The following is a 25,019-nucleotide window of genomic DNA, read 5'->3' as shown; positions in this document are numbered from 1 at the left end:
CGAATATAGTCGAAACTCCATTGGCTTTTCTTGAGATGTGTCGAGTATGGTCGACACATCTCAATCACGATTCTCGTTCGCCGTAGTCGTCTCAGCCAGTACATATCGCGTGGAGCGTGCAGCACCGATACGATGCAGTATTCCGCGGTTCACTAGGCCAGCGAGAATCTTCTGGGTCTGACGTTCCTGAAGATTCAACACATTCTTCGCTACCGCGGATGTGATTCCGCCGTTGGCTTGCGCATAGTGGATCACTGCGCGTTCATCATCGGTCAGGCCGGTAGTATCCCGCACCGTTTCGGTAGTATCCCGCACTCCAGACGCAGTATCCCGCACCGTTTCGGTAGTATCCCGCACTCCAGACGCAGTATCTGATGCTAGAGCATCAACTTGACGGTAAATGTTGATACGTAGGTCGGTATCGCCGCCGAGGAATTCCGGTTCGCGCAGACCGGCCTCGCGCACTTCTTCGATGATGCGAGGGACGCCGCTGCCCCAGTGTTCGATGAGCCGCATGTAGGAGAAGGCCGCCGCCAATGCCTCGTTGCGGATCTTCGAATAGCCCTCCTTCATGCGTGCGATGGTCTGGCCCATCGGGAGCCGCCCGGGAGATGTGATTTCGAGCCGGTCGTCGTAGATCGCGATCTGGATGCTGGAGTGGTCGATGTAGCTGCGGTGCACGACGGCGTTGACGATGAGTTCGCGAATCGCGTCCGGCGGAATCTCGTACACATCCTGCCGGTACACACCCTCGAACCGCGCACCCATATGGATGTTGCGCAGCACGTACTGGTACGCCTGTTCGACGAGTTCCCACGGCGCGCCGGTGAATTCGCGACGGTCAACAAACACGGCTTTGGTGGAGCCTTTGAACACGCCGCATTGCACGATGGAACGCACCGGACTGTTGATGCCGGACAGAATCGCATACGCGTTCGTTGGCTTAAGCTCGCCATCACGTTCAACCAGGACGCCCCATGAGAGCAACTGCTTGGCGGTCACCGGCTTGATCGAGTCGACATCATGCTTTGCGTTGGTCTTGGCGACATCGGTCATTGCTTCGCATAACTTGTCGACGTCTTCGTCGGTTGCTTCCAGTCCGAGGCATACGGTTTGGTCGAAGCTGCGATTGCTGCCTTCGAACAGCAGTTCTTTGATGGTCGCCGCGTCGGCTTGCCTCGTGGTGCCGGCGACGCGTACGAAAGTACCTTGGTCTCGCCCCATCGACTTGATGTAGTACGGCCGTTGCGCGCCCGGTAGGATTTCGGCGACGATCACCGTCTTGCCGCCGATGTCACGCATGAAAATATCCGGAATGATCAACGGTTCGCAACTATCGGCGATGGCATTGGAGATGGCGTCCATGATGGTGAACACTTGATCATCTGGCACGCCGACCACGTTCAGCGTCTGATCCTCGACGCCGAAGACGATTCGACCACCCTCGCCGTTGGCAAACGCCACCGCCGTCTTCACATACTTGATGCTCCGATCCGGCAACGCCACCTTATACTCAACGTTCTTGGATTCGCCGGATATCAGATCATTGACGAGCATGCTCTCCTCCAAATTCATCAATCCACGACATCGTACGTTATTTCACTTACCCGTTTGGTATACGTTGTATCGCAGGTGTATTCTTCCGGGGCGAACAGGCATAGGTTCACGCCGTTTTTCTTCAACGTGCTACTGTACATCACGCCGTCATATGGCCCGCCCTGCTCTTCACCAAGGCTTTTGATGAATTCGGCGATGTATTGCGAGGGAATATATTCAAGAGGGTTATCACCTCTGCGCATCGGCCTGGCAATATCTCGGGCCATGCCGTCCAATATTTCTAGGTTCACCGCAAAAAGCGGCAGGTCTTCGGCATCTATGTCAAAGGGACTGATCTCAGAGATTTTTGATAGGTCGGCGACCGTGATCGTTTTGTTCAAAGTGAACTTTCCGAACGTCACGTAATCGTGCATGCCCGCACGAATCTCATGCAGAGCGGTATCGTCGGTCAGATCATCCTCACCTACGGTGGTATAGAGTTCGCTGATGCCAACCGGATTGATACGACCATTCCCAGCCAGACCCGCAGGAGGAGCGCCCATATCACGACCAGGAGCATACCCTTTCGCGTCTGATGCGATACGTGCTCGCGTAAGTACAGTGCCGGATTTGCAGATGGTTCGCGTGCAACTGATGAGTTTTGCCAATTCATCGGTATTGATGAAAGACACGAAAAAACGATTCTGGTATTTCAGATGATTGGCAAATTTCTCCCAATCATGTTCCGGGATTGCATTGGCTTCAGAAGTCTTCAGATGAACGTCACCAGTCAGTAACGATTCCATGTCGTAGCCTGCGAAGGTATCATCCGAGGTCTCCCGGTACATGGCGTCCAGCAACTTCGCAGTCGTCTTTTCCGACAGATTGAGTAAATGCCATCTGCTGGTTAATTCATATACCATTGAATGTCCCATATGGCCGACCGATGAGTCGGCAGTCTCATACAATCCCATGATGGCAAGCATCGAATCTTGCAGGCTGTTATTTCTTGCAAAGTCGTAGACAAAGGCATCGGCCATTCCGCAGAAATCGCAATCACCTTTGATATTCAGGCTTTCGATTCGGTCACGCAAGACATGATCCCGGAAACAGTTCACGCAGCATCGCATTGTAGATCCGGCCTTTCCGAGAAGAACCAACCCATAAGTTCGAGATGGTGCATGATGGACAGCTTCTTGATAGTCGGCAATCCTGGATAGGTACCGGTCTCGGCATGGTTGATAAGCGTTCGCATACCTATGGTCATATGCTCGCTACTAAGTCCATCACGCTCATCATGCCAAGCACTCAGTTTCTCAACAGCTTGAATGAATTTAGCTGGCGTTTCATGAACATCATCACTGGCATAGGAAACAAAATGATGGATGCGCAGATTCCAGTGCTCATCGAAATAGACGATATGCACTGCGACTGCTTTGGGCATGCCACCACGTTCATCGTAATTGTCTCCGACGATGGAATAGTCGCCAAACCCCTCGTATTGTCCTTCATCCTTGTACCACAAATGATCATCCGAGAAAAATTCATCTCGACAATCATCGTCATCATAGGCGGCATTATTCTCACGCTTAATGAAAGGGTCTGAGAACAGAATGCGCTTAGCACTGATGTCATTCCGCTTTAAGTCTCGCCGCAACTGCATACTGTCGGATGATGCGATGGCATGAAACTTGAATTCCTTCAAGTTACGAATACGTCCCCGATCATTTTCAGACACAAATACGATACCGCTTTCTTCCATCAACGTTGCGTCGGTCTGTTCGACTCTATTCGCGACCGTCATGGCATCATTGTTCAAAAGGATCGCAGGGACTATACGTCCGGATTCCCCAATGAGAGGAAGCGTTTGGCTGTTGCCGTATATGTCGAACCGGCTATCAAGATCGGTGTCTGCCGTCAGATCCCCCACATCGGGATTCAGCACAACGCCTAAGGCGCCATTTTCGCGCTCGCGGAAGATCTTCATCGTTTGCCGAAGCTGTGGAGTGTCTTTCACCGGCTCGATGATAGGGGTTACTTGTACGGGAAGTTTGCCTGCCATCAGTAGTTCTCGAAGCGCAAGTAACTCGTACTGTCTCGCTCTGAGATACGGGTAGTATGTCATCCCCAACCCCCTTGTTGCCAATGGTTACGCCGGGAGAGTCTTTGCTCCCGGCACTTTCTCCACCCTATCGTAGGCGAAGTACAGGGAGATGCGCTGCTCCTCTGGAAACTGTTCCAATTCCTCGCGAGTCCAAACCTTGCGTTGTTTAATCGCGTTCATGACCAACGACTGTGCCTTGAGTACAGGAAGCCGGAGAAACATGTCGCGGCAAGCACCATAGAACATAGCCGGGGAAACGTCAGGCAATGCACCGAATTCAGATCGTAGAATCTTCGAGTACTCAGGCTTGCGCAGTACCTTTAACAGCTCAATTTTGCTGAGATCGTCATTGTACTCAACTGGTTTCTTTACACATTTGAGTGCATTACGGTTCGTCAGCGTATAAATGCCGACATGCCGGCCGAATTCAGGCATAGCGGCAAGGCGATCCCGCAAACAAGCGAGCTTTTTTTCAGGAATGACCACATTTGCGTAGGAGAATACCTTGAAGTAATCCTTAAGCTGCCCCTCAAGCCGCTCGAAAGTATCGAGATCAGATTTAATTTCGTATACAGTTCCATGTCCGTTGATGATTACCGTGTCCGCTACGGAGTTGGCGACTCGCATCTGTCGAAAAGCCTTCGACGTCCTCAAACTATGCGAATGCAGCAGCAACCGATACGCCACCACATCCTGATAAAACGATTCGTTTCTTTCTTTCATGGAAATCCCGTAAAGTTGCTATAAGCTATGGCTCACGAAAACATTGAATTCAAAACTGCGCTAATAATATAGACTTAATAACAACATAATTTAGAAATAAAAAGTCAATCAAGAAGCACACGATGTTCCTTCAACCATTTTGTTATAATGTTTTATATAACCCATCGTATCAAAATACCAACGTGCAAAATTATTTATAACATCTCGATTAAATACACTGTAATCTATGGCTAGATCATATAAACCATGTGAATTAACATCCAAAACTTTTTTCAATTCACCAAGAACAACAGGAGTAACATCATTCGGCATGTTTTCGTACATAATACCACTCAAATGTTTTTCCCCAGAAAAATCATTAAATGAATCTATTATTTTTCTCAACACATTACACATCATTTCCGGACGGTCATGATCATAGGAATAAACATAATCATCCCATAAAGTCTTATATCCAATTTTCAATTCCCCCATACTCTCAATGGACTCGATGAAAGTACAGGAGTTATTCTTTTTTATTCGAAAGCAAGAAACATTCCTCATTCTTTCTCTTTTATAATTATACGGACAGCAGTTCAAATAAAAATGTAAGTTATGCGTTAGAACCGCAAGAAGATCATCATTGCCCATTATATGATTATTGCCATAATATAAGTGGCTAATATAGCTATACATGATATACTGTGACTCAGAATCATTACTATTCATCGGATCGTCAAAAATGATAAATCTAGGCTTTACATGATCTAAATCACTTTCTAACTTTTTTGCAAAATAAAGAAATGCCACTAAATTAAGTTCACCAGTACTTAATGAACGTATTGACCTACGAGAATTATTGCTATAAATAGCATATTGTCCTCTTGAATCTGAATCAGCTTCAAGTCGCAATTCGAACGACAATACCCCAAGCGATCGAATTGCATTATTAATATATATCACAGCTCGCTCTTCGTTGACCGTCTGTTCCAGTAATTGATTGCGCCTAACTCGCAAATCCTCTATTTGATTTTTTTTCCTAGAAATTTTGTCAGCCAGTTGTTTTCTCTCATCCTTATAAACGCCTAGATGAGCAATATGGGATTCAAAATCCTCATTTTTACAATACATAGCAACATAATGACGTCGAAGACGTTGCTTTGCACTTTGGATTTTGTCCGATAGATCGTTACCATATTGAGAATTATCGTCAATAATCTCATTCCACTTATTGCTTAAATCATCTGACTCATTCGGGCATATTACATCAAAAGCAAATGAAAGATAGGGATTCTTCTTCTTTTTCTGAAGCATTTCCTCTGCAGCGTCAAAGAAAATATGCACAGTTTTTAAATAATCAGAAGAATCCACATACAACTGTTTTGCGTCTTCTCTGTATACACTATAAAATGAATCAGGCTGAGGTAGTGAGAGTACCTCAAATTGATGCTTGACGGTCCGAATCTCATCAAGTATTCTATCAATCTTTTGCCGCAATCTGACAATAGATTGATCAAACAGCTGATCTAATTCTTCCCAGCGTTTCATCGATATTATATTTCCACAGAACGCGCAGACCTCTCCTTCCTGTCTGCTGTGAATCTTCATCCCTTGTTCCGCAAAATTCCTTCTGACAGTATCCTTACCAATACCTTCAACAAACACAATCTCCGATACGGATTCAGATAAAAGATCTTTGATTTCAGATTTAAAATTTTCAAAAATAAAAACAGGAAAATATACTTTCCCGATATTTTTCATGAGTATGGCATTACACTCATCTTCAGCTACACTAACTTCCTTTCCCGACAATATAACCGATTCTTCTATATCCTCTCTAAAATCATTCTTATTATATCCTGGATTCGCAATCTGCGGTCTCGACATATTCTTGATTCTTCTTGCCGATTCAATACAAAAAGAATCAATAGCATCCTCTTCTGATTGTATTTTCTGCTGTATATTAATATAATCTTCAAATAAATTCTGACGACCTGGGATTTCATCGATATCATCATTTAGATCCGATATTTCCCTATCCAGCTCATCAAAGTGATTTTGAATTTGCACATTGATTTCACCTAATGAAATAGCATCCAACGTATCATTGGTTTGAACAACTTCATTAAATCCACTAAATATCCTAACATCATAGTTCATCGCAAACTGAGATTTCATCAACCCGACGAGAGTTGTTTTCCCGGTGCCATTGCTTCCATAAAAGAAGTTAACTTTTTTTAGATCAATTGAGTTTTGTGTGAAATTAAGATACGAATTGCTTGGAAGATTTAGTACATGGTTCATAATATCTCCAATAATCTATCATTCTTTTATAATACATAAGTGGGCCAGGTCCAGGATTGGACGATGGGGCGTTTTTTCTCGATTGCGGGGATGGTGCGGAGGGCGGGGCCTAGGCGCAGGTAGTTGACGAGGACGCCGTCATCGAGGTCGACGGGGAGGTTGCGGGTGGCGAGCGGATACAGCACATCGCGCTCGTAGTCGGTGCATTCCTTGATGGCGGTGCGCAACTTTTCACCCTTGCGCACTTCGGCAGGCTTGCCGGAGGCGAGTAAAGCTTCGGATTGAGCGTTGAGCTTGGCGGTGAACTCGCGCAGGTACTTCAACACCGTGTTCGTGGTGGCGGGCGTGTACCGGTGCAGATAGACGAGCGCCTTGAACGTGCCCTTCTTGTCGGTGCGGCTGGAGTACATCCAGTAGATCGGACGGTTCTTGTACATGCTCACGTGATCGTCGTAGAAGTCGGAGGCGAAGTACTTGCGCAGCGGCTTACCAAGTACCTGTTCAATGTAAGCGATGTTCTCGTTCAGATGCCGTTCGCCGCATGCCACGCTCAGGAAGTCACGGAATCGGGCGACGATATCGTCCTCGAACCATTCGTCGTCGGTCACAGGAATCACGTTGTCCACATCCGGCTCGAACGTGGGATTCGGGATTTGCGCGTGATAGTCGTCGATGGTTTCGCCTTGGGAGGCGAGAATCAGGCCCGGCTTGTCGAGCGAGTAGCGTCCGAACATGCAGCCGACCGCATAGGAGATGATCTCCTTGACAATGTCGCGGGTCATGAGTTCGTCGCGTTCGGCAGGCTTGTTCTTCGGGTATGCAAACGCCGGATTGCGTTTCAGCGAGACGCGCTCGATCGGCACATCGCACGGCACCTCGCTTCGCACGCCGTAGGCGTCCGCCACCAGCTCGTTGTTCTTGATTTCACGCTGACGCTGTTCTTCAACGATGGTTTTGCAGTGGACGATATATGCGTGGATGATGTTAGATAGTGCAGCTTCGTCAGAGTCCTTCAGAACATCCAATCCAGCAAACTCCCACGAAGTTTCATAGGAGTTCCAGTCGACAAGGGATGCAGATATCAGCAAAGAGACTAAATTGCCAATTCGTTCATCAAACATCTTAGAAGACATAGGGTATGTCGCAACTTGTCCAACTTGAAAATCCAGAGTCGGAGAAATGGCTTTTGCAATCTCATTGCCGATAGAACTATTAAGAAATGCCAAAAGTGAAAATAGCAAATCTTTGTTTGCAAAAAAAGCAGGGGCAACTTCATTAAAAATACTGCCAAAAGGTACATAGCGCATTGAAAACTGCCCACTCGTGATTTTTGACCAAGAAGCAGACTCCTTAAAATAGCAATCTTGATTTCGTGGATATGATGCAAGTTGGCCACGCTCATTTGTATAAGCCTTTATTCCCACACCATTATGGAACCAATTCACCACATAATCGTTGTTACCGTACCATTTGCGGAACTCTCCACCTTTATTATGTGGGAACCACATGCATCTCGATCTATTCGCAAATTCACTATTGGGCGCAGTAAAACATGTATTCGTTTGGGAGACCTCCCACCAATACCGCATAAAACGGTCTTTGTTCCCAGTTCCTAAACCTTTCTTAGGCTCGACAACATCATCAATCGGGTTCCCCTCCGCGAAAACGCGACGCATGGCATCAGAGAGCCAATACACAATTGGTGAGCCGGGAATCTGGGCGAAATCCTGCTGGTTGACGGTGAACATGAGATCATCATGCTCGCCCCGCACAGCACCAGTACATATGTTGGACTGATTGTCATCTCCATTCACATCAACCAAACGCAAGTACTTGCCTTTGCCATTGGCCTGACTCTTGTGAATCGTGAATGCCGTGGTGGAAACAACCTCGCCGCCGATGCTGTCGAAGGCTCCGGCACCGAGGTGTGCCATCGTTTCGACGGTGTTCTTCGCAAGCAGGTTTTTGCGCAGTTCCTCGAATGAGGAGAGGAACATCCAGCTCTGCATAGTGATCATACCGAGCAGGGCGTTCGGCTGGATGAGTCGCAGGTTACGCAGGATGAACGCGGCGAAGAGGTCCGCTTTCCCGTCCTTGTAGTGGTCGGTTACGTACTTCTTCAACTCATTGCCCATGTTGCCGGAACCCATGTAGGGCGGGTTGGCGACGACCGCAGCGTATTGGCGGGTGAGGTAGCGGGTTTGGGTGAGGACGGTTTTGGAGCGTTCCTCAAGGTCTGGCGCGAGTAGGGTGTACGCTCCCTCAGTCTCGCTGTGCTCGACAGCTCCCTCAGCCGAGGGAGCCGAGGCTACCGCCAGCTTTTTGAGGTCTGATGGGGGTTGGATGAGGGAGCCGTAGATGTCGGCGTGTTGGTAGGTGTTCCAGGTGTCGGCGTCGAAGGTGACGTTGTACAGGTCGTTGAGTTCTTCGACTTCGGTGTCGGTGAAGTATTCGGGTGTGATGCGCTGGATGTTGGGTTGCACCTGCTTGCGGAAGAATCGGCGGTAGCGGCCGCGGGCCTTCATGGTCAGGGCGAAGGCTGCGAGGTTGGCGGCGCGTTCGTCGATCTCCATGCCGAATAGGTTGTGCTCGAGAATCAGGCCCGGGATCTCGTTGGCGGAGTAGCCGGCTTCGTCGTAGATGTCGTAGAGCAGGTCGAAGGCGTAGGTGAGCATGTGGCCGGAGCCGCAGGCGGGGTCGCAGACGGTCAATTCCTCCGGGGTGGCGATATGGAGGGTGGATTGGGGTTTGAGGACCCCCTCCGTCAGCTTTGCTGACACCTCCCCCTCCCGGGGGGAGGAAAGGCCGACGCCATCAGATGCGCCGGGAGTGCCTTCAGTGGCGGGAACTTCGGGAATGTAGTACTCCCAGGACTTCCAGAGTTGGGATTCGGGATGGGATTGGGTCCAGAGGCGGCCGACGGTGTTCTGGACCAAATACCGCACGATCCAGTCGGGGGTGAACAGCTGGGTGGCGGCGGGGATTTCGGCGGCACCGGCCTTCTTGCTCTTCTTGAAGCCGGCCATCACCTCATCCTTGCGTTCTGCGATGTAGAACTGGTACAGCCAGCCGATGATCTCGACATTGCCTTGCCCCTCGTCGCCCACGCAATCGGCAACGGTCATCACTTCCGCGACCTTGCGCAGCACGGAATCGGACGCGAGCAGATCGGCCGGCATCAGAATCTCATCCGCCGCACCGGCATCATCGAACATGAACGGCAAAAACCTATGCCAATAATCACAGTACGCACGCAACAACAGACCATACGCCTCACCCTGCGGATCGTTGCTGGTTTTGCTGCCATCCAACAGTGCGGTGATCGTGGGCACCAGCTTGGCTTTGACACCAACGTTCGAGCCGAACACGTCCTCGTCGAATTCGCCGCGCTTGGCCGCGGACAATACGGCCGGCAAGGCGTTCGGATTGTCCGCGTCCTCGCCGGACACCACATGCGGGCTGGTGAAGTCGTTCGCATCCATGTACCGCAGGGCGATGATCCGGTTGAACCACCGGTAGGCGTGCCGTTCCGCGGTTCTGGCACGCCCCTGCTCGCCGCCGCCGTTGCCGAGAATCTCATCCTGCAGCTTTGCGAACGCGCGCGGATTGTCCACACTCGCCGCCGAATCCGGCTCCATCGCCGCATCCAGCTTGGCCCGCACCGCCTTCATCAGCTCCATGCGCGCCCCGGCCGCAAAAGCCTGCAACTTACTCGTGTTCATGCTCACTGCTCCTCTCCATCGTCAAGCAGCCAATCCAATGCGTATATCTGTTGAATCCCTTCATGGGAAACCGGACGTTCATCATCCAGTGTGATCAGCATCTTCGGATAATTATCCCGTACCGCACGCAGCGACGACAACTCACGCTCCAATGTATCCGGATCATGCACGGATTCGCTCACTTGGTAATAGCGCGGGCCGTCGGCACCATGGGTGATGAAATCAATCTCACCACCCGCGCTCTGACCGACATACACATCACCTTCCCTGCGCATCAACTCGAAAAACACCACATTCTCCAGAAGACGACCAGTGTCGCGCACCTTGTTGGAACACAACATGCGACGCATGCCTAGATCTACGGCATAATACTTACGCTCCTGCCGCAGAGCACGCTTGCCTTTGACGTCATATCGCTGCACCGGATAGAAGATGAATGCCGCCGCAAGTCCTTCCACATAGTTGGACACCGTAGGCGGCGATATCTTCGTGCCCATCGAGGTCATGGCATCCGCGATGGACTTGGGATTCACGAGATTGCCGACATCGTCGAACAGATAGCGGGTCACCGTTTCCAGCGCCGCAATGTTGGAGACGCCCAATCGTGCGGCTACATCCTTGAACAACACGGTGTTGAGTATGCCGTCAAGGTAATCGTGCAGCATCGTTTCGTTGCCGGAAAAGCCCACCGTGGCGGGAAGCGCACCATCATGCAGGTATTCGGACCATGCGCGCCGCATGGTCGTCCTTGTGTCGGATTGCGCACTCCAGTATTCAGCAAACGAAAGGGGCGTCATGGCGATCTCTACGTATCTGCCGGATATCAAGGTTGCCAGCGTTCCGGATAACAGCATGGCATTTGATCCGGTGACATACAGATCGATGCCGCCCTTGGCCTGCAAGCTGTCAAGCGTTTTCTGAAAGTCCGGCACATTCTGGATTTCGTCGATCAGCACATAACGCGTTCCCTCTCCTTCGCCGCAACGGCGGAGAATTTCCTCATACAGGCGGCGGTACTCGAGAAACGGTTCATTCTCCAACAGTTCGAGGTTGATGTGGACGATAGCCTCCGGCGCAACGCCATACCGTTCAACCAGACGTTGTTTCCAAAGCGTCATCAACGTCGACTTGCCGCATCGGCGCACGCCGGTGATTACCTTGACTACGTCATGGTCTTTCCACATGTCGAGTTTGCGCAGGTACTTCGGTCGGTCGATCATCCACACCATCCCTCATTGAAAACGTATTTTCAATACTATCAGTTTTTGCGTGGATTTAAAACTCATTTTAAATCCACGCAAAAACTGACTCACAGTAAAATGCGTTTACCTTCGCGGATGACGGCCATGAGCTTGCGCCGGTATTCGTCGAGGAACTCATCCACATCGTCTTCCGTGCGCAGCATCGGCTTGGGGCGCGGCGGTGTGACGCGGATGGTGCGCTCGACCGGCTTCGACTCGGCCTGTACCGTCTCGATATGCTTGGGACCGGGCTCGACTGGCGCAACGGTATCGGGCAGCGTCTCCCCAGCTGATGGATTCCGTAAGTCCCGAGACTCCACTGGCTTCCCCGGCTCGTCGTGAACGTCAGCCGGTTCCTGCGGTTCCGGCTGTTCCTTGGCAGCGTCCAACTGGTTGACCAAGGTCAGGTACAGGCTGCCGCGCACGGTGTCCGCGGTCTGCCGGATGTCGGCGATGTACTTCGCCGACTCGATCTTCGCGGCCGCATCATCCAGCGAGCGCAGGGCCTGCCGTTGGGCATCCTCGCGGGCGGCACGGTACGAATCGATGCCGGTGAGGGATTCTCGCACGGCGGCGACGGCTGCCAGCGCCTGTTCGCGTTCCGTGTCGACGAGTTCGCCGAGATGCTGCTGGAGGTCGGTCAGTCGGGTCTTGAACAGGTTGACCCGGTTGCCTTGGAACAGTTTCGGATCGTCCGCCGTGGCACGCGCTTCGTCACGTTCCCGTTGCAGATCGGCGGATGCGAGTGTGAAGTTGGAGTCGTTGGTTTTGATCCAGTCCAGGCCGTTGGCCAACACGTCACGCTGGAAGCCGTTGAGGACCTTGCGGATCGGGGCGATCACGTCCTCTTGGTCGTCCAGCAGTTGATCCGTGTTGTCGTCTTCGTTCTTGGAGGGGAAGGTTTCCAGCATCCACTCCTCCGGCTTGGCGGCAACGGTCTTCAGCCGTTCGAGCGGCTCATCAAGCGCCGTGACGAACGCGAACCGTCCGTTGGCGGCCTTGAGCTGTTCGATCGCGCGTATCTGTTCGCGCAACCCGTCCCTGATGACGCGAGCCATGTCTTCGGCGTCGCCGGGCAGCCTGTCTGCGGTCAGGCCAAGGTAATCGTTGGCGAAATTGCGCAGTTCCCTGAGTTTGGCGGCATCGTAGCGCTTCGGGATCTCCACGCGCATGTTTTCGGTCTTTTTCTGATTGGTCAGATATTTGACCACATCGGTGCGCGGTATCCGATTGCTGTCGATCGTCAGTCGAATCCGTTCGTTGCCATACAGGTAGCACAGACATGCGAGCGTGTCCGCCAGCGGCCAGCCGTACGGTTCGTTCTCGTAGTGCGCAATGACGTCTCTGACCGTCGGCACGAGATTGCGGCGGATCTGCCCGGCCGCATAGTCGTACACGTCCTGTGCCGGCAGATCCAGACGATTCTGCACGGAATCGGTGCCGTCCAGCGACGGCTTGGAGTCCGAAGCATCGGCGAGTACGGCGGGGAGATCACGCTCGGTGTAGGAGAGATCCTCCACCAGTCGGAAGTTGGTGTACAGGCGTCCGATCAGCGTCTGCATCGCCTCCGTGATGATGCCGGTCGCGCTTTCGCGCGCCTTCGTGTCCAACGTGGCGCCGTTGTAGGCGATGACGGCCGAGCACAGCGCCTTGGACACCGTGGACTTCAGTTCCCGTTTCATGATGTTGAGATCGCCGCGCTTGGCGTCGAGGATGTGTTTGCGGGAACCCTGTTCGTTGGCGTGCAGACGGAGATACTTCTCGGTACGTTCGACCATGGTCAGGTCGTTCATGAAATTGGAGTCGTCGTCGTCGAGGATCACGCGCAGTTCCCCGCGTTCGCCGGATGATCGCATGATCTTGGCGTCCAACGGTATGTCGTCCATTGGGGTGACGATGTGCAGCGTGATCGGATAGGTCCGTCCCTGCGCCACGTTGTCGATGGTCAGACCGTACCGGAACCTCACCTTCTGCCGTCCCTGCCCGTATTCGACGGTCAGCGGCTGGCCGAGAATATCCTCGCTGACGATCCTGCCCAAGCGGTCGCGGATCTGCCGGTCCTCGATGTCGACGTTCTTGATTTCACTTTCGACGGCCTGCTCGTCGTTGGTCAGATACTCGTATTCGTCGCCGGTTCGATGCACGTAGTTCTGCCGTTCCAGCATGTTCAGCGTGTCTTGGATGCGCCGTTCCAGTTCGGGCAGATCCTCGCCGAACCGGCCGAGCACAAGAATGCGCAGGTTACGCACGTTGGCCTTGAAGTCATCGACCTGTTTGACCAGCAGCAACGCCTTGAGCAGTGGCAGCGCCAGCTTCTGGACGTCCGGGGCGAGCTCGCGTTCCGCTTCGATGATGCGATGGTTCACCGAGCTCTGGATGGTGCCGGAAATGCCGTCGTACAGGGCACTGAACGGTATCAGACCGCCGATCGCATCGGTTTTGTGTTCGACCAGCGCGCTGCTGATCGTGGACAAGAGCGAACGTTCGCCGACCGAACGATGCTGGCCTTCGAAAAAGCCGGCGTCGCTCATGCCGCGCATCGCGTCCTGGAACAGCAGGAACTGGTAGTTGACGAACGGATAAGTGGCGATGAAGTCCTCTTGGGTGCCGAATCTGAGGTTGTTGAACTGGCGTGCGCCGCCTTCGCCCTGGAAGGTGAACAGGGCGTCAAGCTCGTCGCGGTGGGCCTGCCACAGTTCCTCCGTGGCCGTCTCCCCCTGCTCGTTCTTGGCCAGCAGTCGTTTCTGGATGACCTCGATGGCGTCAGCGCTGGACAGTTTCAGGTTGACGGCGAACCGGCCCTTGATCTTCGTGAAATCAAGCCCCTGACTGACCGAACGGTCGCCGATCACAGCGTCGATGTCCTCCTGCGAGGTGACGATCACCCACACGCGGCCGTTGGTGCGCGCGAACAGCTCCTCCGTCACGGTCTGTAGATTGAGCATGAGATCCGTGCGAGAACCGATGAACTGGCCTACCTCATCCACCAGAAAGATCAGACGACGACCGTCATCCTGCTGCTGCAGCCAGTCGTTCACATCGTCGGCGAAATCGGCGATGGTCGGATTGTACTGTTTCTGGTAATCCTTGAGAATGTCCCTGACCTCGTCGCCGGTGGCCGCGGCGAACGCCCTATCGATCTTCGGTCCGGAAAACGCGGCCTGAGCGCGGCCCTTGGACCACGGTTTGCCGGCGATCGATTCGAACTGACGCACGAACTCAGTCAGACACCCGTTGGCATCGAGATCGCGTTCCATCTTCGCCACGTACTTGTTGGCGCCGTAATAGCCACGGGCCTCGTCGAACACGCGGATGAACGCGTCCATGAGCACCGTTTTGCTGCCCTTCTGCGCCTTGCTGTCGATGTTGAACAGCAGCGAGGTGGCGGGAATGCGCAGGTTGGCGTCCAGCAGTCCCTCAAGCTCGTGATTCTCGGCGTCGCGGGCCTTGGCCTTCATGATGTCGATGACCTGTTCGCGGCTCAGCGATTCGGCGTCGTCCGCGATGAACGGCGCGGGAATATCGCCCAGAATATGCGAGAGCATCTTCAACAGATGGGATTTACCGGAACCGAAGAAACCGGAGATCCATACGCCGTTCGTGTAGTCGGCTGCCGGGTCGTTGTACGTGTCGAGGAACCGTTCGAGATTGGTCTGGATCTCGTTGGTCAACACGTATTCGTTCACCTCATCGGCGAGGTTCCTGTCGTCGCTGGCCTTGATGACGCCGTCGATCTTGTCTTCGATGTTCCTGACGAAGATGTTCCTGAACTGCAATGCGCCGCCTCGAGATTCGCTCGTGTCGTTCATGTCGCTCATGCGTCGGCTCCTTCCATGATCGCGGTGTTGAGACTGAATGCACGGTAGTAGTTGTCCGCGTCGAGCCGGTCGAACAGTCGCATCACCGATACGGTCGACGCGGTCTTCTCGTAGGTTCCCGGGAAGAACACCACCACGGGCGTATGTTCGTCGATGATCTCCTGCACGCAGTTGAGCAGCGCGTGTGTGCGGATGTACGGATACACCTGGCCCACGCCGGTCAGGAACACCAGATCGGCTTCGTGATTCGCCTTCGCCTGCTGGTATCGCGTCTCGAGCGCGTCCTTCAGATCGTCGTTGTCGGGGCCGAGCATGCCGGCGAGCGCCTGATAGAAGTCGTCCTCCTGCAGCGACGGCCATGCGTCGGCTCCGGCATCGTCGGCTTCGCCGTGCATGTCCGGTTCCTGTTCGATGGCGGAGTCGAAGACGTCGTTGTCCTGCATGATCCGGATGGCGAGCTCGTACAGGTTGATGACCAGTATGGCCGGCGCGGCATCATCATCGTCCACGGGGTCCATGCCCTGCAGACGGTTGACGAGAATCGGGATGCGACGTTCGACTTCCAGCTCCTGCTGCGGCCGATACGCGTAAATGTAGTTCGCCGGCTCACCGCCGGTGTCCTCGCCGTCACGAAAACGTTTGGAACGCATGCAACGAAACAGTCCATCGAAGTCCTGCTCGATGTTGGATGACTGCCGTCGTGCGGTGTTGCCCGTCATTGCCTCCCCGCTTCCTTCTGCCGTGCGGATGTCTTGCCTCAACGTTCCCCGATGGGGAAGAATCCGAATGATTCCGGTCTGTGTTCCAGAATACCGGTCAGGGTGTTGCCCAGCAGCGCGGGTTGCAGCGTGTTGTCGGTTTTGTCCACCAATCCGGCTTCGTGTATCGCCTTGAACAGGTTCGAGCGCAGTTTGGCTGCCGTGGTTGTGCTGAGCGTTTCCAGTTCCGGATGCCACATGGCTTTGGCAAGTATGAACCGGTCGTAGTCCTCATAGGTGACGGTCGGCATGCCCATCAGATAACGGTCGCGCAGCACGTCATGGGCGAACTGCCCCACTAGGGCGTAATAGCGGCACATCGCCACCCACATCAGCGCGTGACGATCGGCCGCTGGCGTATCGGCGCTGGCCAGATGGCACAGTTCCGTTCCGCTCAGCGTGCTCAGCCGTTTGATCACTTCGCTGACCATACGCGAGTTCGCCGCCTGCGTGCGAATGGTCAGCGCGTTCTCGTCGATGGCACGCCGGCGGATTCTCGCTATACGTTCCCCCAGTTCGGTTTCATCATGCGCGAGTACATGGGGATCGGCACAGTCCTCATCGTCCACGAACAGCGCGGCGACGATACGCCCCTGCGGCGCGAGCAGTCCGCCGACCGTAAACGACAACCGGTATCGCTGCTCGTTCTGCATCGTTTCGCTTCCGTACGATCCCGGCATTGTCTCTCCTCGCGTCGTATCGTTGCCCGATCTGACAAGAATATTTCAGACTACCCTTTGGACGGGATATATACGAATCGGCATCCACTCATCCGGCACTCCCGCTTTCCATCCGTTTCGCATCTAGTATCATCGTGTTCTTGCCCAGCCAGCTCACTCACTACACTCGTTGGCAGAGGTGATGATCATGCGTTTGCAAATGGCCAGTCGGATCGAGACCGATGGAACAGGGCCGCTGTTCGTGATGTTCCACGGATATGGCAACGATGAGAGCGAGATGATGCGGATCATCGATGCGGTGTATGAGACACGTGAACGCACCGACACCGGCGATGCAACCGAAGTTGGCTCGCGCACCGGACTCGCGGATCATCCAAGTTATCTGTCGTTGCGCGGCATCTATGAGAGACCGTACATGGGCGGCAACTATTGGTATCCGGACGGCTGCGGGGTCGAGGAACGGCGACGCGAATGCGCGGCCGTCGGCAAGGCCGTAGCCGCTCTGCTTGATTGCGCGCTGTTCGCTGGGCGCAGGAAGATACTGGTCGGATTCTCGCAGGGCGGATATCTGTCGTACCGGATCGTCCGGGATTATCCCGATCTGTTCGATGCGGCGATTCTGCTCAGCCCGTCGTTCAAGGGCGAGGAAGGAAACCGGCTGGACTCCACCACGCGATTCTTCCTGGCGTACGGTTCCGAAGACCGTACGATTCCCCTTGCCGACCAGCATACGGCCCGTGCCGTGCTGAGCGCCGCCGGACATCTGACCTTCCATGAATATGCCGGCATGGGCCACGCGATCAGCGATGAGGAAATCGCCGATATACGCGGTTTCGTGCGATCGATATGATTCCGCGCCTCATACGGCCGAGGCGCTGCGAGGCACAGGTCAGTTGCCCTGCCGACTGATACCGCCCTTATGACCGGTGGCCTTGAACGGTTTGGCTCGAGACGAACCGGCCATCACTGGCGACCGGTTTCCTATGATCCCGTGGCTGGCAGCGGCTTCGGCCTTATGCCCGTCCTGGGATTGTCCGCCGACTCCCACGTTAATGCCTTTGGCGCGCAGCGCCTTCATCCATCGTTCGTCCATGCCGTTCATCATACGTCGGAACGGGTGCGGCATCTCTATAGTGGGCAGTGCAGTACCTCATCGGTTCGATAATAGGAGCGATCATGACATTGATGGAACCGCCGGTCATCCCGGTGCGTCGCGCGCATGACGGGCTGGAATTGCCGGCGATCGGGTTCGGCACGTACAAGGTGAACGGCTTCGCCGGCGCCGAGGCGATCAGATCGGCGTTGGAGGTCGGCTACCGGCTCATCGATTCGGCGTTCAACTACGAGAACGAGGGCATCGTCGGCAAGGCGATCCGCGAATCCGACGTGCCTCGCGAGCAGATCATCGTCGCGTCGAAGCTGCCCGGACGCCACCACCAGTACGACCAGGCGCGAACCACCATCGAGGAGTCCGTGGCGCGCATGGGACTTGATTACATCGACCTGTACCTCATTCACTGGCCGAACCCGTCCCAGGGCCAGTTCGTCGAAGCGTGGCAGGCGCTCGTCGACACGCAGCGACAGGGCATCGTCAAGCACATCGGCGTGAGCAACTTCCTGCCCGGCCATATCGATCTGCTCATCCGCGCCACCGGGGTCACGCCGGCGGTCAACCAGATCGAACTGCACCCGTTCCTCCAGCAGAACGAGCTGCGCGCATACGACGAGGCGCACGGCATCATCACCGAGGCGTGGAGCCCGCTGGGCCGCGCCAACCAGATGCTCAAGGACCCGACCATCACGCGCATCGCCGCCAAGCATCAGGTGTCGCCGGTGGCCGCGATCCTGCGCTGGCACCTGCAATTGGGCGACGTGGCGATCCCGAAGTCCATGCACCGCGACCGCCAGCGCGCCAACCTCGACCTGACCGGCTTCGCGCTCGACGAACAGGACATGCGCGACATCGCCGCAATGGACAACCCCGAAGGCTACACGTTCGGCCAGAACCCCCACTGGCACGAGGAAGCCTGACACTCAAGCGGGATTCCGGTCACGGATTCGTCAGTGGCGTTCGTCTGGCTATGCGAATCGGGACATTCCGGTTCGCATAGCCAGACGAACGCCACTTTTTGCTTCGTCGCCCGGTCTTCTCTCACACCGCGTAGGCGGACCAGCGGTCGCGGGTGTGCTGGACTTCGATGGGCATGCCGAACAGGCTGGACAGCCGTTCGTTCGTCAGACCGTCTTCGAGCGGACCGGAGTAGACGATGGTGCCGGCGCCGGGGTTGCCCATGACATCGACGCCCTCGTCGGTGGCGTCCTCGACCGGAATCGGCTTGCGGCCCATGATGGCGATGTGGTCGAATCCGGCCGGGATCTCCTCGAGTCGGTGCGTCACGAGCACGACGGCGCGGTTGGAATCCTCTTCGCCGATGCGGCTCAGCGTGCGCATCACCTGTTCGCGTCCGCCGAGGTCGAGTCCGGTGGTGGGCTCGTCCATGATGAGCAGTTCGGGATTGCCCATGAGCGCACGGGCGATGAGCACGCGTGTGCGCTCGCCTTCCGACAACCGCCACATCTGCTTGCCTTCGAGGTAGGAAACGCGGAAGTCGCGCAGCAGCTGACGGGCGCGGGCATACTCCTCGTCCGTGTACGTGTCCTGCCAGCGGCCGGTCACGGCGCTCAGTCCGGTGACGACCGCGTCGAGCGGGTCCTCGAAGTCGGGGAACTGGCGGCCGAGGTCGGCTGAGGCGAGACCGATGCGCGTGCGCAGTTTGAACACGTCGTATTTGCCGAGCTGGTGGCCGAGGATGAACACGCGGCCTTCGGACGGGAAGGTGCGTGTGGCGAGCATGCCCACCGCGGTCGATTTGCCGATGCCGTTCGGGCCAAACAGCACCCAGCGTTCGCCGGCGTTGATCGTGAGGTTCACGTCGGTGATGATGACGCGGCGATTGCGGCGGAATTCGACGTTGTCGAGTTTGAGGACTTCGGTGGGCATGGGACGATTCCTTTATGTACGGATGATCGGAGAAGCAGCCGAAAGCCGTTCTCTCCATATGGGTGTATGGGATGTATGAAGAAGAGGGAGAGACGGACTACGCACTCGTCTCTCCCTCCGTCACGCTTCGCGTGCCAGTCCCTCATCGGGAGAAGGCACGGACACGGTTACTTCTGCTCGTCGATCACGGACTGGTAGACCTTGACGGTCTCGTCGGCGATCGACTCCCAGCTGAACACGTCGCGGGCGCGCTCGTAGCCGGCCTGGCCCATCTTCTTACGCAGTTCGGGATCGGCCATGATCCTGTTGATCGCGTCGGCCATGTCGTGCACGAACTTGTCCGGGTTGGTCGGAGTGCCGGTGCCGTCATGCAGCTGTTCGATCGGCACCAGATAGCCGGTCTCGCCGTCCACGACGACCTCGGGGATGCCGCCGGTGGCGGATGCGACGACCGGCAGGCCGCAGGCCATCGCCTCAAGGTTCACGATGCCAAGCGGCTCATAGATCGACGGGCAGATGAACGCGTCGCAGCCATGCTCGAGCGCACTCAGTTCGTTCTTCGGCAGCATCTCCTCGATCCAGATGATGTTGCCACGCTCCTTGTCGAGTTCGGCAAAGGCGTTCTTGACCTCCTCCATGATCTCCGGGGTGTCGGGCGCGCCGGCGCACAGCACGATCTGGATGCCCGGGTCGACGAAGTGCAGCGCCTTGAGCAGGTACGGCAGTCCTTTCTGGCGGGTGATGCGGCCGACGAACAGGAGGGTCGGCTTGCTGCGGTCGATGTGGTAGCGGTCGAACACGCCCCAGCCCGGATCGCCATCGGCCGGCGTGGCGAATTCGGACATGGTGATGCCGTTGTACACGACGACAACCTTGTCCGGGTCGAGGTTCGGGTAGGCGGTGAGGATGTCGTTGCGCATGCCCTTGGAGACGGCGATCACGCGGTCGGCGTGCTCATAGGCGTCCTTCTCGGCCCAGGAGCTCAGGTTATAGCCACCGCCGAGCTGCTCGCGCTTCCACGGACGGAACGGTTCGAGGCTGTGCGCAGTGATGACCAGCGGCGTGCCGTGCAGCATCTTCGCCAGATATCCGGCGAGGCACGCGTACCACGTGTGCGCGTGGATGATGTCGGCGTCCACGTCGTTGGCGATCTGCAGATCGACGCCGAAGGTCTTGAGCGCCGGGTTCGCGTCGGCCAGTTCGGCGGGCGTGTTGTATCCGACGACCTTGAGGCTGCCCTTGGCCTCGGACGCGTTCGGGATCGCGGGAACGTCGGCTTCCGTACGAGGACCGTCGAACGCGCGCACGGTCACATCGATGCGTTCGGCCAGCGCCTTGGACAACTGTTCGGCATGCACACCGGCGCCTCCGTAGACGTGCGGCGGGTATTCTCTTGTGAGCAGATCAACCTTCATTGGTACACCTCTCCAATCTGTGTAGACAGTGTTATGCCACCAAGTCAACTGTAAGCCATCGGGCAAGAAAAAACGCACAACCGACGCGTTCGTGTTGCGTCCGGTTGTACGTTTTCTTGATGACTGAGACCGTACGGGGCGATCAGATGGCGGTGCCGTTCTGGTCGAGGTTCGGATTGTGTTTGGAATCGCCGGCCGTGAAGAACAGGCTGAGCACGCCGACGATGAACACGACCGCGACGGTCGCGATCAGCCAGATCGGATGCTGCGGCAGCCACATGACCACGCAGAACGCGACGGCGGCGAGCACGATCAGCACCCAGCTGACCACGCGGAACCACTGGTGCACGGAATGCGGGGCCTTGAACGCTTTCGGATCGCGGTAGTTCGGGTCGGTCTCGAACATGGACGCGACCTCGTCGGAGTCGAAGTGCGCGGTCGGCTTCCACGGGCCGTCGGTGCCCTCCTGGATACGACGGGACTTCTCCTGCAGCGCGTACTCGTCGACCATATGCGCACGGCCACGGCCACGCGTCTGATCGTACTGCTGCGGCACTCCCCTGCGCTGGTCCTTCGCGGCCTTGCGACGTTCTGCACGGTTCGGCATTCCACTACTCCTCTACTGCGAGACGGATAACACTGTGTGCCAGTGTACCGCGCTCCCCCGCCGTACACCGCGCATTGCCCATCGGCACGCCTGCATCGTCACCATCCCATGACGATCATGACGGTGAGTGTCATGACGCCGACGACCGGAAGCGTGACAACGATCATGCCGATGGTGACAAGAACAGCGGCGATGCGCAGAGGCAACGGACGCACCGCATTGCCGGGCGCATCGTTCGCGCCCGCCTCGACAACGCGCAGCACGGCGACGGCGATCCACGCCGCGTAGCCGACGACAGCGAGCAACAGCAGTCGCCATATGCCGGGCATGGTGTCGCAATCGGGTTGGGTGAGGTCACAGGACAACGGCAATCCGGAGAATATGTTCGAGACGGCACGGTCGTCGATCCAGCACCATGCGGTCGGCAGTTGGCAGATCAAGCCGGCCCACCACAGTATGCGCAGAGCCATACGTTTCGGCATCATCGTTCCGTTCACGTTCACCAAATATAGGCGGGTTCCTCGTTGGATACGATCGCATTGACCATCTCGTGCGCGGTGGCGATCTTCAGACCAGCGTAGGCTTCGCCCTGCACCCGATACCACGGGTCGCGATATGTCCAATGGGTGACGGCGCCGGTGGCGTCGGCGTCATATCCGGTGATGACGATCATGTGGTTGGCGTGGGCGAACGACGGGTAGAGCGTATGCACGTCAATGGCCACGAACACCGGGTACCCGTCGTCGAGGTCCGTTTTCGCCCGTTTCGCAAACGTGCGCGCTACGGCGGGGTCCGTATCTCCTATCTCAACGGTCTGTACCCGGTATCCGGCACCGATCGGGTTCGCATCGCCGACGCCGAACAGGTACTTGTTGACGACGCGTGCCAGGTCAACGTATTCGGTGCCGGTCTGCGGTTTGGCGCTCATTTCGGAGGCAAGCGCGGATTGGCTGACGTCGATCCCCTTGTACCGCAGCACCATCTGCACGGAGGCCGGCACGCACCAATACCCGGTTTCCTGCACGCTTTGCGGCACGTCGAGACGAACGCTTGTCGCGTTCGCCGACGGGCGACCGTCCGATTCCGGCGGCTGGGCGGTCTCGTCCGATGCATCGACGATTCCTTCTTCTCCGCTGGCTTCGCGGAACCATGCGTCGCCGGGATACGAATCGTCCACGCCCATGTTCAGTCCGGCGAGCACGCTCGGATCGAGCAGTTCCGCAGTATTCTCCGTCGGAACATCTGCAAACGGCGGCACGACGGCTCTGTCAAGATCGTCGTGATCGGGTTCGGTCACTTGCGGTGAAGATGGTGACCCGGGTTGAGCCGCATGATGGTTTGTGTCGGCCATCTTCGCGTGCCACGCCGCACCGCCCGCCGCCATTACCGCCACGACGAACAGCGAGCCGATGATCACGGTAAGTTCACGTCGCCTCATCGCGCACCGCCTTCCCTATGGTTCTAGGGTATCCTCCAAACTCATGCGCCACGCGAACCAACCGTGCCCGATATGTGAAAAGCCCTTCCGTCTCGTTGACGGAAGGGCTTTGCGATCATGTCGCCGTCGGAAACCGACGGCGACGGCGCGGCGTAACCGATCAGCGCGGCAGCATCATCGGGCGCTGGGAGGCGACAATCGGCGCGGGCAGCTCGGTGGAGCCGGTCAGGTACTCGTCCACGGCGGCGGCGCAGGAGCGTCCCTCCGAGATCGCCCACACGACGAGGCTCTGGCCGCGGCCCGCATCGCCGGCGACGAACACGCCGTCCTGCGAAGTGGCGAACTTGTCGTTGCGAGCGACATTGCCACGCTTGTCGAGCTCGACCGGCAGCTGATCCATGAGCGAAGTGGTGTCCGGGTGCAGGAAGCCGACGGAGATGAGCACCAGGTCGGCGGGCAGCACGCGTTCGGTGCCGGGCTGACGGGTGAACGGGCCGTTCTCGCCGGGAGCAACGTCGACGACCTTCAGACCGGTCACGTGACCGGTTGCGTCGGCCACGAAGCCTTCGGTCGCGGTCGAGTTCTCGACGTGCACCTTGGCCTGCTCTTCTTCGGAACCGACGAAGTTGACCGAATCGGTGCTGTACACGTAAGTGCCGCCCTCCTCCATCGAGGAGGTCTTCTGGTACAGGCGCGCGAAGGTCGGCCACGGCTGACTGTCGGGTCGCGAGGACGGTTCCTTCGGCATGATCTGCAGCACGGTCACGTCCTTCGCACCCTGGCGGATGGACGTGCCGAGGCAGTCGGAACCGGTGTCGCCACCACCGATGATGACGACGTGCTTGTCCTTGGCGGTGATGTCGTTGACCGGCTTGACGCCGTACACGCGGCGGGTCGCATCGGGCAGGAACTCCATCGCGAAGTGGATGCCCTTGAGCTCGCGGCCGGGGATCTTCATGTCGCGCGGCACGGTCGAACCGATGGCGACGACGACCGCATCATAGCGGGAGCGCAGATCGTCCCAGCTGATGTCCTTGCCGATCTCCACGCCGGTGCGGAAGCGCGTGCCTTCGGCTTCCATCTGCTTGACGCGGCGGTCAAGCAGTCGCTTGTCGAGCTTGAAGTTCGGGATGCCGTAGCGCATCAGGCCGCCGATCGCGTCGTCGCGCTCATAGACGACGACGGTGTGGCCGGCACGGGTCAGCTGCTGCGCGCAGGCAAGGCCGGCGGGGCCGGAGCCGACGACCGCGACGGTCTGGTCGGTCAGGCGCTGCGGCGGCAGGGGCTTGACGTAGTCGAGATCCCACGCCTGGTCGATGATCGTGCACTCGTCGTTCTTGATCATCGTCGGCGGCTGGTGGATGCCGAGCACGCAGGCCTGTTCGCACAGGGCCGGGCAGATGCGGCCGGTGACCTCGGGGAAGTTGTTGGTGGTGGACAGGCGGTTGTACGCGTCCTCCCACTTCTCCTGGCGCACGAGGTCGTTGAATTCGGGGATGATGTTGCCCAGCGGGCAGCCGGTCATGCAGAACGGGGTGCCGCAGTCCATGCAGCGGGCCGCCTGTTCGGTGGTCCACGGCTGCAGGCCGGATTCGGCGTGCACGTCGAGCCAGTCCTTGATGCGCTCGGCGACCGGGCGTTCGGCGAGTTCTCGGCGGGTACGGACCTTCAGGAATCCACGAGGATCTCCCAT

The 25,019-nt window shown here is 56.5% G+C and carries 18 protein-coding genes and 1 pseudogene; 2 read left to right on the top strand and 17 right to left on the bottom strand.

From position 1 onward, the window contains the following. Positions 1–60: 60 nt before the first annotated feature. The 10 genes from KIH76_RS10625 to KIH76_RS10580 form a co-directional block, all read right to left on the bottom strand. Positions 61–1,557: an ATP-binding protein gene (locus KIH76_RS10625; protein WP_214374606.1), complete on the bottom strand. Its 1,497-nt coding sequence runs from the start codon at positions 1,555–1,557 to the stop codon at positions 61–63. 17 nt (positions 1,558–1,574) lie between these two features. After that, the gene (locus tag KIH76_RS10620) at positions 1,575–2,630 is read right to left on the bottom strand and encodes an RES family NAD+ phosphorylase (RefSeq protein ID WP_219070625.1); all 1,056 of its coding nucleotides are present in this window, start codon (positions 2,628–2,630) and stop codon (positions 1,575–1,577) included. 20 nt (positions 2,631–2,650) lie between these two features. Next, the gene (locus tag KIH76_RS10615) at positions 2,651–3,661 is read right to left on the bottom strand and encodes a sce7725 family protein (protein ID WP_214374604.1); all 1,011 of its coding nucleotides are present in this window, start codon (positions 3,659–3,661) and stop codon (positions 2,651–2,653) included. A gap of 24 nt (positions 3,662–3,685) precedes the next feature. Beyond that, positions 3,686–4,363, bottom strand: coding sequence for a sce7726 family protein (locus KIH76_RS10610; protein WP_214374603.1), 678 nt, complete (start codon positions 4,361–4,363; stop codon positions 3,686–3,688). A 108-nt stretch (positions 4,364–4,471) separates the two neighbouring features. Then, the gene (locus tag KIH76_RS10605) at positions 4,472–6,646 is read right to left on the bottom strand and encodes an AAA family ATPase (protein WP_219070623.1); all 2,175 of its coding nucleotides are present in this window, start codon (positions 6,644–6,646) and stop codon (positions 4,472–4,474) included. Positions 6,647–6,672: 26 nt separating this feature from the next. After that, positions 6,673–10,368, bottom strand: coding sequence for a BREX-1 system adenine-specific DNA-methyltransferase PglX (pglX, locus tag KIH76_RS10600; protein ID WP_219070621.1), 3,696 nt, complete (start codon positions 10,366–10,368; stop codon positions 6,673–6,675). Positions 10,369–10,370: 2 nt separating this feature from the next. Next, on the bottom strand, positions 10,371–11,597 hold the full coding sequence (locus KIH76_RS10595; RefSeq protein WP_214374601.1) for an ATP-binding protein: 1,227 nt from the start codon (positions 11,595–11,597) through the stop codon (positions 10,371–10,373). 80 nt (positions 11,598–11,677) lie between these two features. Then, entirely contained in the window at positions 11,678–15,427 is a 3,750-nt protein-coding gene (gene brxC / locus KIH76_RS10590) for a BREX system P-loop protein BrxC (RefSeq protein WP_214374600.1), read from the bottom strand. Then, on the bottom strand, positions 15,424–16,146 hold the full coding sequence (locus KIH76_RS10585; RefSeq protein WP_214374599.1) for a DUF1788 domain-containing protein: 723 nt from the start codon (positions 16,144–16,146) through the stop codon (positions 15,424–15,426). The genes brxC and KIH76_RS10585 overlap by 4 nt, the downstream gene beginning before the upstream one ends. Before the next feature lie 38 nt (positions 16,147–16,184). Continuing rightward, positions 16,185–16,838, bottom strand: a complete 654-nt coding sequence (locus tag KIH76_RS10580; RefSeq protein WP_236036988.1) for a DUF1819 family protein — start codon at positions 16,836–16,838, stop codon at positions 16,185–16,187. A 214-nt stretch (positions 16,839–17,052) separates the two neighbouring features. Between KIH76_RS10580 and KIH76_RS10575 the strand changes: the two genes are divergently transcribed. Further along, a complete protein-coding gene (locus KIH76_RS10575) occupies positions 17,053–17,715 on the top strand; it encodes an alpha/beta hydrolase (protein WP_214374597.1) in 663 nt (220 codons plus the stop codon). A 39-nt stretch (positions 17,716–17,754) separates the two neighbouring features. On the opposite strand, the gene KIH76_RS10570 is transcribed toward KIH76_RS10575, so the two are convergent. Beyond that, positions 17,755–17,958 (bottom strand): hypothetical protein, encoded by a 204-nt coding sequence (locus tag KIH76_RS10570; protein ID WP_214374596.1) that lies wholly within the window; start codon positions 17,956–17,958, stop codon positions 17,755–17,757. Between the two features lie 89 nt (positions 17,959–18,047). On the opposite strand from KIH76_RS10570, the gene KIH76_RS10565 reads away from it, so the two are divergent. Next, positions 18,048–18,896: an aldo/keto reductase gene (locus tag KIH76_RS10565; protein WP_219070637.1), complete on the top strand. Its 849-nt coding sequence runs from the start codon at positions 18,048–18,050 to the stop codon at positions 18,894–18,896. Between the two features lie 441 nt (positions 18,897–19,337). On the opposite strand, the pseudogene KIH76_RS11800 reads toward KIH76_RS10565, so the two are convergent. The 6 genes and pseudogenes from KIH76_RS11800 to KIH76_RS10535 form a co-directional block, all read right to left on the bottom strand. Continuing rightward, positions 19,338–19,866 (bottom strand): annotated as a pseudogene (locus KIH76_RS11800) (ABC transporter ATP-binding protein); the annotation flags it as partial. Positions 19,867–20,033: 167 nt separating this feature from the next. Beyond that, positions 20,034–21,281 carry a glycogen synthase gene (gene glgA / locus KIH76_RS10555; protein WP_219070617.1) on the bottom strand — a complete coding sequence of 416 codons (1,248 nt, stop codon included), beginning with the start codon at positions 21,279–21,281 and terminating at the stop codon, positions 20,034–20,036. A 142-nt stretch (positions 21,282–21,423) separates the two neighbouring features. Then, positions 21,424–21,888 (bottom strand): tripartite tricarboxylate transporter TctB family protein, encoded by a 465-nt coding sequence (locus KIH76_RS10550; protein WP_219070615.1) that lies wholly within the window; start codon positions 21,886–21,888, stop codon positions 21,424–21,426. A 98-nt stretch (positions 21,889–21,986) separates the two neighbouring features. Further along, positions 21,987–22,358 carry a hypothetical protein gene (locus KIH76_RS10545; RefSeq protein ID WP_219070613.1) on the bottom strand — a complete coding sequence of 124 codons (372 nt, stop codon included), beginning with the start codon at positions 22,356–22,358 and terminating at the stop codon, positions 21,987–21,989. Between the two features lie 29 nt (positions 22,359–22,387). Next, on the bottom strand, positions 22,388–23,326 hold the full coding sequence (locus KIH76_RS10540; protein WP_219070611.1) for a C39 family peptidase: 939 nt from the start codon (positions 23,324–23,326) through the stop codon (positions 22,388–22,390). A gap of 160 nt (positions 23,327–23,486) precedes the next feature. Beyond that, positions 23,487–25,019 carry a glutamate synthase subunit beta gene (locus KIH76_RS10535; RefSeq protein ID WP_219070609.1) on the bottom strand — a complete coding sequence of 511 codons (1,533 nt, stop codon included), beginning with the start codon at positions 25,017–25,019 and terminating at the stop codon, positions 23,487–23,489.

Source organism: Bifidobacterium simiiventris, from assembly GCF_019331715.1.
GTDB classification, from domain to species: Bacteria; Actinomycetota; Actinomycetes; order Actinomycetales; family Bifidobacteriaceae; genus Bifidobacterium; species Bifidobacterium simiiventris.
The sequence above is the reverse complement of the archived record's forward strand: the minus strand, read 5'-3'. Positions and strand labels throughout refer to the sequence as shown.